Source organism: Dietzia sp. B44, assembly GCF_014145245.1.
Classification (GTDB): domain Bacteria; phylum Actinomycetota; class Actinomycetes; order Mycobacteriales; family Mycobacteriaceae; genus Dietzia; species Dietzia natronolimnaea.
Window position 1 is genome coordinate 1 of sequence record NZ_JAALEF010000170.1, and the last position, 7813, is coordinate 7813.

Sequence of the window (7813 nt, forward strand, 5' to 3'; positions counted from 1 at the left end):
CCGCCGACCCCGAGGAGGCGCGGGGGCTCCACATCGACGGCATCGACGCCCTCCTCGGCGCGGGTCGGATCAGCGAGGCCGCCGCGCTGTCCCACACGCTCGACCGGGTCCGGCCCGACCCGCGCCGCGATGCGGTCCTCGGTTCGCTCGCGCTCCACCTGGGACACGCGGGAGAGGCCGAGGCACTCCTCCGGCGAGCCCTCGACGCCGGGCAGTCCGGTTCTCCCGGTGTCACCGCCCCCGACCCCGTCGCACTCGCCCAGAAGTTCGTGGTGCACTCACTGTGCCTGTGGCGCCCCGACCAGCTGAGGCACTGGGCCGGGGTCGTCATCGGGGGCGCCCATCCCGACCAACCGGAGGTCGAGGAGGCCCGAGCCATCACCGTCCTGGGCGAGGCGATCGACGCCGCCCCGGGAGGCGGCGTCACCGACGAGGACCGGATCGGTTCTCTCGCCCCCGCGGTGGCCCAGCGCTTCGAGATGGCCTCCGGATGGATCGCGCTCGCCCACGACGATCTCGAGACGGCCCGCCACCGCCTGGGTTCCGCCGTGCCGACGGCCGACGTCTCCGGTTCCGCGCGGATCTCGCTGTGGGCTCAGGCGTGGCTCGCACGCACCCACCTGCTCCGGGGGGACTGGGACGAGGCGCTCCGGGTCGTCGACACCGCCGCCCGACGTCTCGAGGATCTCGAACTGGACCTGCTCGCCCCGGTGATCCACTGGTCCGGTGCCGTTATCAGGTCCATGCGCGGCGACCACCTGGGGGCGGCCGCACACCTGAGGCACCTCACCACCACCGCGGACGCCTACCCGGTGCAGATCATCCCCTCCGCCATGGGGCGCATGCAGGTCGCCGCCGCCGCCGGTGACTACACCTCGGTGCGACGGGCCGCCGAACCGCTGCACGCCCTGTCCCTCCGGCTCGACATCGACCAGCCGGGTTTCTGGCCGTGGCACGATCTCTACGCCCACTCCCTCGTCCTGGCCGGCCGGCTCGAGGACGCCGAGGCGCTCATCGGTCCCCCCGAACAGCGGGCCGTGGAGCTGGGCCACCGGTCCACGCAGGCCAGGCTCGGCGCCGTCCGCTCCCGGATCGCCGCCGTCCGCGGGGACGTGGAGGAATGCTCCCGCATCTTCCACCGGAGCCTGGAGTACCTCGACGGACTGGCGATGCCGTACTACTCCGCACAGATGCACTTCGGGTTCGGCCAGACCCTGCGTCGGGCCGGTCGGCGCCGCGAGGCCCACCTCGCCCTCGGGACCGCCCGAGACCTCTACGAACAACTCGGTGCTCATGCCTACGTCGAGCGCTGTGAGCGGGAGCGCCGTGCCGGGGGCGTCGACGTGGCCCGCGCGGTCGGCAACTCCACCCTCACCCCGCAGGAACGGGCCGTGGCCACCCTCGTCGCGGCGGGGCGGACCAACGCCCAGGCAGCCGAGGAGTTGTTCCTCAGCGTCAAGACGATCCAGTACCACCTCACCCGCATCTACTCGAAGCTCGGGATCAACGGCCGCACCGAGCTGGCGGCCCACGTCGCCAGGTCCCGCCACCCGTTCGGGCCCGACCCCGACGATCCAGGAGTCCCGTGACCGCCGACGACGCCCCCACCGACCGGTGGAGCCGGGACACCGACACCCCGGCGGGAGACCCGTCCCGGACCGCCGCCCTGCTGCCGATCGAGATCCCCCGTCAACGCCGGCCCTCGCCGCGGCAGGTTCTCGCGGACCTGGGCCCCAGAGAATGTGCCAACGCCCTCATCGCGCTGATCTTCTCCGCGACCGGCCCCGTCGCCGTGATCCTGGCCGCGGGAGAACAGGGCGGGTTGTCCCCGCAGGAACTGTCCTCGTGGATCTTCGGGGTGTTCTTCGCCAACGGCATCCTGACCATTCTCATGAGCTGGATCTACCGGACCCCGTTGGCGTTCTTCTGGACCATCCCCGGCACCGTGATCGTGGGCAACTCGCTCGGCCACCTGCGGTGGTCCGAGGTGCTGGGCGCCTACGTCGTCACAGGCGTCGTGATCCTGCTGATCGGCCTCAGTGGGGTCGCGCGCAGGGTCATGGACTGGATACCGATGCCCCTGATCATGGCCATGGTGGCCGGGGTGTTCCTCCGGTTCGGCCTCGGCCTGGTCGACGCGGTGTGGGCCTCCGCCACCGTGGCCCTTCCCATGGTGGTGGCCTTCCTCGCCGTCGGGGCCGTGCCGCGAGTGGCCCGGGTGTTCCCGCCCATCCTCGCCGCGATGCTGGTGGGGATCATCGCGGTGATACTCGACGGAGGGTTGTCCCGGGGAGTCCTGGACGACGGGCTGTTCGCCGTACCCATGGCGCAGGCGCCGGAGTTCACCCTCCGCGGTCTCACGGAGTTGGTGGCCCCCCTGGCCATCACCGTGCTCGTCGTCCAGAACGGCCAGGGAGTCGGGGTCCTCCGTGCCAAGGGGCACCATCCGCCGGTGAACGCCTGCGCCGTGGCCTGCGGGATCTGGTCACTGCTGGTCTCCGCGATCGGCGCGGTCTCCACCTGCCTGACCGGACCGACCAACGCGCTGCTCGTCTCATCCGGCGAACCCCGCCGGCACTATGCGGCCGCGATCGGCACTGGCGGACTCGCCCTGATCGTGGGGGTGCTCTCCCCCGCGTTCGTCGGCCTCATGGTCGGGACGCCGGCGGCCTTCGTCGCGGCGCTCGGCGGGCTGGCGATGCTGGCGCCGCTGCAGTCGGCGTTCGTCACGGCGTTCCGCACCGACCGCGCGTTGGGGCCGCTGGTGTGCCTGCTGGTGACGGTGGCCGACGTGTCCCTGCTCGGCATCTCCGCGCCGTTCTGGGGGATCGTGCTGGGGCTCGCGGTGTCGGCGCTACTGGAGCGCCGCACCACGACCTGACGGCTTCTACGCCGACTTCTCCCGGGGCTCGGAGTCGGAGAAGGGGACGATCGTCGGCAGCACGTTGTTGCGCACCGTCTCGCCGGTGACCACCACGCGGGCCACGTCGTCACGTCCGGGGATGTCGTACATGACCGGGAGGAGGACCTCCTCCATGATGGCGCGCAGGCCACGGGCTCCGGTGCCGCGCAGGATCGCCTGGTCGGCCACGGCCTCGAGGGCGTCCGTGGTGAACTCCAACTCGACGCCGTCCATCTCGAAGAGCCGGGCGTACTGCTTGACGAGCGCGTTCTTGGGCTCGCTGAGGATGTTGACCAGCGCCTCGCGGTCCAGGCTCGTCACGGTCGCCACGACCGGCAGGCGCCCGATGAACTCGGGGATCAACCCGTACTTCACCAGATCCTCGGGCATGACCTCGGCGAAGTTCTCGGTGGTGTCCAGGGAGCTCTTGCTGGCCACCTCGGCCCCGAAGCCCATCCCCTTGCGACCCACACGGTCGCCGACGATCTTCTCCAGGCCCTGGAAGGCCCCGGCGACGATGAACAGCACGTTGGACGTGTCGATCTGGATGAACTCCTGGTGCGGGTGCTTGCGTCCACCCTGCGGGGGCACCGACGCCTGCGTACCCTCGAGGATTTTCAGCAGCGCCTGCTGGACGCCCTCGCCGGACACGTCGCGCGTGATCGACGGGTTCTCGGCCTTGCGGGCGATCTTGTCGACCTCGTCGATGTAGATGATGCCCATCTCGGCCCGCTTGGTGTCGTAGTCCGCGGCCTGGATGAGCTTGAGGAGGATGTTCTCCACGTCCTCACCGACGTAGCCGGCCTCGGTCAGCGCGGTGGCATCGGCGATGGCGAACGGGACGTTGAGCATCTTGGCCAGGGTCTGGGCGAGATAGGTCTTGCCACACCCGGTCGGCCCCAGCATGAGGATGTTGGACTTGGCCAACTCGACGGCGTCACCGCGACCGAGGGAGGCCCCCACGCGGATGCGCTTGTAGTGGTTGTAGACGGCCACCGCGAGGTTCCGCTTGGCGGCGTCCTGTCCCACCACGTACTCGTCGAGGAACGCGTGGATCTCCGACGGCTTGGGCAGCTCGTCGAGTGCCGAGTCCTGCGAGTCCTCGACCTCGGACTCGATGATCTCGTTGCACAGCTCGATGCACTCGTCGCAGATGTAGACCCCCGGACCGGCGATCAGCTTTTTGACCTGCTTCTGGCTCTTCCCACAGAAGGAACACTTCAACAGGTCGCCGCTCTCACCCACACGTGCCATGAGTTCTACGTCCTCGCATTCCAGGGGCCCGGATTCACACCCCGTAGTCGACGGTACGCGGGAGGGCCGACAATTCCGACCCCCCGCGCGATCAGTTCATTGGACCTGACGGCGCACCGCTACCCACTACGGCGCGCCGCCCGGACGTCAGTTGGTCGACGACAGCTTGCGGTAGTCGAACACGGTGTCGATGATCCCGTAGTCCTTGGCCTCAGCGGCCGTGAGGATCTTGTCGCGATCGGTGTCCTTGCGGATCTTGTCCGCGTCGTGACCGGTGTGCCGCGCCAGCGTGGTCTCCATCAGACGTCGCATGCGCTCGATCTCCGCGGCCTGGATCTCGAGATCCGATGCCTGCCCCTGCATGCCGCCGGTCGACGGCTGGTGGATGAGGATGCGGGCGTTGGGCAACGCGGCCCGCTTGCCATTGGTGCCCGCCGCGAGCAGGACGGCGGCGGCCGAGGCCGCCTGCCCCAGGCACACCGTCACGATGTCGGGGCGCACGTACTGCATCGTGTCGTAGATCGCCATGAGCGAGGTGAACGACCCACCGGGCGAGTTGATGTACATCGTGATGTCGCGGTCCGGATCCTGGCCCTCGAGGACGAGGAGCTGGGCCATGATGTCGTTCGCCGAGGCGTCGTCGACCTGGGTGCCCAGGAAGATGATGCGCTCCTCGAAGAGCTTGTTGTACGGGTTGGACTCCTTGACGCCGTAGCTCGAGTGCTCGACGAAGGAGGGAAGAATGTATCGGGAGGTCGGCAGTGAGGTCATCGGTGACTCCGTGGTGGTGTGCGGGGCGGGCTGGGCTGCGGGAGCGCTCCCGTGGGCGACGGGTTCGACGTTCACGACGGCGACGTTCCGCCGGTCTGGGACGCGCGCGTGATCACGTGGTCGACGAACCCGTACTCCTTGGCCTGCTGCGCGGTGAACCACCGGTCACGGTCCGAGTCCTCGGTGACCTGCTCGAACGACTGGCCCGTGTGGTCGGCGATGAGCTCGGCCATCTGCTTCTTAGTCAAGGCGAGCTGCTCGGCTTGGATGGCGATGTCGATGGCCGACCCGCCGACTCCGCCGGAGGGCTGATGCATCATGATCTTGGCGTGCGGCAGCGCGAAACGCTTGCCCTTGGTACCGGCGGCCAGGAGGAACTGGCCCATCGAGGCCGCAAGTCCCATCGCATACGTGGAGACGTCGCACTCAACAAACTGCATGGTGTCGAAAATCGCCATGCCCGCGGACACCGAGCCGCCGGGCGAGTTGATGTACATGGCGATGTCGCGGGTGGGGTCCTCCGCCGCGAGCAGCAGGATCTGCGCGCAGAGGCGGTTGGCGATGTCGTCGTCCACCTGGGAACCCAGGAAGATGATCCGTTCCTGCAGGAGACGCTCGTACACCGAGTCGCCGAGGCTCAGCCCGTGGGATCCGGGAGAGCTGAGGGCGGGTTGCGTCGAACCGGGCTGTGCCGCTGAACCGTTCTGGGCCACGGGGTACCTACCTTCGCTGATCGTCTCACCGCTCCCGCGGTGCCCGGCCGTCCGGCGGCCGGGTATCCGTTACGTCAAACAGTAACCAACGCCCACGACGGAACCGTCCCGACAGGGCGGGTGTTCGCTCTCAGCGTCGCCTCGCGCGGTCACCGGGGACGCGAACGACGGAGCCGGGGACCACCGTGAGATGGTCCCCGGCTCCGGGGGGTCAGGCGGTGACGATCAGGCGTCGGTGGCCTTCTCGTCGGAGGTGTCGGCCTCGACCTCGGCAGAATCGGCGGACTCGGTGGAGTCTGCATCCTCAGCGCTCTGGTCCTCACCCGAGCCGAAGAACTCGGTGGTGTCGACCGTGTTGCCCTCGGTGTCCGTGACGTTCGCCTGGACGATGACGTCGGCCAGGGCCTTGGAACGGCGCACATCGGAGAACAGCGACCCGAGCTGGCCGGCCTGCTGGATCTGCTGCACGAACTGGTTCGGGTCCATGCCGTAGCGCTGGGCCTGGAACATGATGTGCTGCGTGAGCTCCTCCTGCGAGACCTCGGTCGAGGCCTCCTCGGCCACGGCGTCCAGCAGGAGCTGGCTACGGATGGCGCGGGCGGCGCCCTCGCGGGTCTCGGCCTCGAAGGTCTCGCGGTCGGTGCCCTCGGCGGCCAGCGCCTGGTCGAGGATCGCCGGGTCCCCACCGAACTGGTCGATGAGCTGGTGCATCTGCGCGTGCGCCTCGGACTCGACGAGGGACTCCGGGGTCGGGATCTCGGTGGCCTCGATCAGCGCGTCCAGGACCTTGTCGCGGATCTCGCCGGCGAGGCCGGCCTTGGCCTGCTGCGCCACCTTCTCCGTGAGGTCGGCCTTGAGCTCGTCGAGGGTGTCGAACTCGCTGGCCATCTGCGCGAACTCGTCGTCGGCGTCGGGGAGCTCGCGCTCCTTGACGGACTGGACGGTCACGGTGATGACCGCCTCCTTGCCGGCGTGATCACCGGCGACGAGCGAGGAGGTGAACTCCTTGGACTCGCCGGCCTTGAGGCCCTCGGCGGCGTCGTCGAGGCCCTCGACGAGCGTGCCGGAACCGAGCTCGTAGGACAGGCCCTCGGTCGAGGCCTCGTCGACGGGCTCGCCGTCGACGGTGGCGGCCAGGTCCACCGAGAGGAAGTCGCCCTTCTCGGCACCGCGCTCGACGCCCTTGAGGGTGCCGAAGCGGGCGCGGAGGTTGTCGAGCTCGGTCTCCACCGCCGCCTCGTCGGTGGCGGGGGCCTCGACGGTGACCGCCAGCTCAGAGTAGGTCGGGAGGGTGATCTCGGGGCGCACGTCCACCTCGGCGGTGAACTCCACGACGTCGCCGTCCTCGAGCTTGGTCACCTCGATCTCCGGCTGCGCCAGGACCTTGAGGTCGTGCTCGTCGACGGCCTGGCCGTAGCGGGTCGGGATCATGTCGTTGATGACCTGCTCCAGGACCGCCGGGCGACCGATCCGCGCCTCGAGGAGCTTGGCGGGGGCCTTGCCCGGACGGAAGCCGGCGATGTTGACCTGGCCGGCGAGCGACTTGTACGCCTTGGCGAAGTCCGGCTCGAGCTCAGCGAACGGCACCTCCACCGTGACCTTGACCCGGGTCGGGTTCAGCTGCTCGACAGTGCTCTTCACGGTGATGATCTCCTAGGAAAGTCGTGTGGGGTTCGTGTTTCGGGCTCCGCTGGTCGGGATGACAGGATTCGAACCTGCGACCCTCCGCTCCCAAAGCGGATGCGCTACCAAGCTGCGCCACATCCCGGTGAGTCGCGCGACCGACCACCCCGCGCCGTACGCGGGAAACCTGCCGGGCCGCCAAACCAACTCGCCCAGTGTACGACAGTGCCGCATCACGGCAGATTCCGAGTTGGCGGGCCGGGAGTTGGGAGCGCCGCACCGGTCCGGTAGTGTTGTCTCAGCGCGAGCGAGACGAGGGGGAAACCCCAGGTCAGCCGCCGATGCGGGCGTAGCTTAATGGTAAAGCCCCTGCCTTCCAAGCAGGCTACGCGGGTTCGATTCCCGTCGCCCGCTCCACACGACGCCCCCGCGACGCCCTCCAGGGGCTCCCGGCGCTCCCGGCGCTCCCGAGGATGGCGTCTCGCGGTAGCGCCTGTTCGATCGGATCCCAGCCGCCCCTGGGCATGGCGTCTCGCGGTAGCGCCTGTTC

At 69.2% G+C, this 7813-nt stretch carries 6 protein-coding genes and 2 tRNA genes; 3 read left to right on the forward strand and 5 right to left on the reverse strand.

Annotated features, from left to right (window positions below):
* Together G6017_RS06555 and G6017_RS06560 are read left to right on the forward strand one after the other, a co-directional pair.
* The coding region (locus G6017_RS06555; RefSeq protein WP_241731403.1) for a helix-turn-helix transcriptional regulator at window positions 1-1589 on the forward strand (1589 nt) is incomplete at its 5' end.
* A 77-nt stretch (window positions 1590-1666) separates the two neighbouring features.
* Window positions 1667-2881, forward strand: a complete 1215-nt coding sequence (locus tag G6017_RS06560) for a benzoate/H(+) symporter BenE family transporter (RefSeq protein WP_182616564.1) — start codon at window positions 1667-1669, stop codon at window positions 2879-2881.
* Between the two features lie 6 nt (window positions 2882-2887).
* On the opposite strand, the gene clpX is transcribed toward G6017_RS06560, so the two are convergent.
* From clpX to G6017_RS06585, 5 genes are all read right to left on the reverse strand, one after another.
* A complete protein-coding gene (clpX, locus tag G6017_RS06565) occupies window positions 2888-4156 on the reverse strand; it encodes an ATP-dependent Clp protease ATP-binding subunit ClpX (RefSeq protein ID WP_182616550.1) in 1269 nt (422 codons plus the stop codon).
* A gap of 147 nt (window positions 4157-4303) precedes the next feature.
* Window positions 4304-4927 (reverse strand): ATP-dependent Clp protease proteolytic subunit, encoded by a 624-nt coding sequence (locus G6017_RS06570; RefSeq protein WP_182616552.1) that lies wholly within the window; start codon window positions 4925-4927, stop codon window positions 4304-4306.
* A gap of 71 nt (window positions 4928-4998) precedes the next feature.
* Window positions 4999-5568 carry an ATP-dependent Clp protease proteolytic subunit gene (locus tag G6017_RS06575; protein WP_042328906.1) on the reverse strand — a complete coding sequence of 190 codons (570 nt, stop codon included), beginning with the start codon at window positions 5566-5568 and terminating at the stop codon, window positions 4999-5001.
* A gap of 297 nt (window positions 5569-5865) precedes the next feature.
* Window positions 5866-7281 (reverse strand): trigger factor, encoded by a 1416-nt coding sequence (gene tig / locus G6017_RS06580; protein ID WP_182616554.1) that lies wholly within the window; start codon window positions 7279-7281, stop codon window positions 5866-5868.
* A 50-nt stretch (window positions 7282-7331) separates the two neighbouring features.
* A tRNA-Pro gene (locus tag G6017_RS06585) sits at window positions 7332-7408 on the reverse strand.
* Window positions 7409-7606: 198 nt separating this feature from the next.
* On the opposite strand from G6017_RS06585, the gene G6017_RS06590 reads away from it, so the two are divergent.
* Window positions 7607-7680, forward strand: a tRNA-Gly gene (locus tag G6017_RS06590).
* Window positions 7681-7813 lie beyond the last annotated feature (133 nt).